This window comes from Nitrosomonas halophila, assembly GCF_900107165.1.
Lineage (GTDB): Bacteria > Pseudomonadota > Gammaproteobacteria > Burkholderiales > Nitrosomonadaceae > Nitrosomonas > Nitrosomonas halophila.
Map to the genome: position 1 here is coordinate 1 of NZ_FNOY01000148.1, position 1,197 is coordinate 1,197.

General features: G+C 54.4%; 1 protein-coding gene. It reads right to left on the minus strand.

Going from position 1 to position 1,197, the window contains the following annotated elements; all coding sequences use genetic code 11:
- Positions 1-1,191, minus strand: a complete 1,191-nt coding sequence (tuf, locus tag BLV85_RS14735; RefSeq protein ID WP_090415961.1) for an elongation factor Tu — start codon at positions 1,189-1,191, stop codon at positions 1-3.
- Positions 1,192-1,197: the final 6 nt, after the last annotated feature.

Sequence of the window (1,197 nt, forward strand, 5' to 3'; positions counted from 1 at the left end):
TTACTCTATAACCTTGGCCACCACACCGGCACCCACTGTCCGACCGCCTTCGCGGATGGCAAAGCGCAAGCCTTCATCCATTGCAATCGGTGCTATCAGGTTAACCGAAACCGATACGTTGTCGCCCGGCATAACCATCTCAACGCCGGCTGGCAACTCGATCGATCCTGTGACATCGGTCGTGCGAAAATAAAACTGCGGACGATAACCGGCAAAAAATGGTGTGTGGCGGCCGCCCTCTTCCTTGCTCAGAACATAAATCTCTGCCGTAAATTTTGTATGCGGCGCGATACTGCCCGGTTTGGCCAACACTTGACCACGCTCGACTTCCTCGCGCTTGGTGCCGCGCAGCAATACCCCGACGTTATCACCCGCTTGACCCTGATCAAGCAGCTTGCGGAACATTTCCACCCCGGTACAAACCGTCTTGACAGTTGGCCGCAGACCGACAATCTCGATTTCCTCACCGACCTTGATCACGCCACGCTCGACACGCCCGGTCACCACGGTGCCACGGCCGGAGATGGAAAATACATCTTCCACCGGCATAATGAAAGCCCCATCAATCGCTCGCTCTGGCTCAGGTATGTAACTATCCAGTGCTTCGGCCAGCTTCAGGATGGAGGGTTCGCCAATTTCGCTTTGATCACCTTCCAGCGCTTTCAGCGCCGATCCCGTCACGATCGGGGTATCGTCCCCCGGAAAATCATACTTGGACAGGAGCTCGCGAATTTCCATTTCGACCAACTCGAGCAATTCGGCATCGTCCACCATGTCTGCCTTGTTCATATAGACAATGATATACGGCACACCCACTTGCCGCGCCAGCAGAATATGTTCGCGCGTCTGCGGCATCGGTCCGTCGGCAGCCGACACCACTAGAATGGCACCATCCATCTGCGCTGCACCAGTGATCATGTTTTTAACGTAGTCAGCATGGCCCGGGCAATCAACATGGGCGTAATGGCGCTTCTCTGTTTCGTACTCGACATGCGAGGTATTGATCGTAATCCCGCGCGCACGCTCTTCTGGCGCCGAATCAATCTGGTCATAGGACTTGGCTTCGCCACCAAAAGTCCTGGTCAGTATCGACGTAATGGCTGCCGTCAGTGTTGTTTTTCCATGATCCACATGACCTATGGTTCCCACGTTCACATGTGGTTTTGACCGCTCAAATTTGCTTTTTGCCATGCTGTT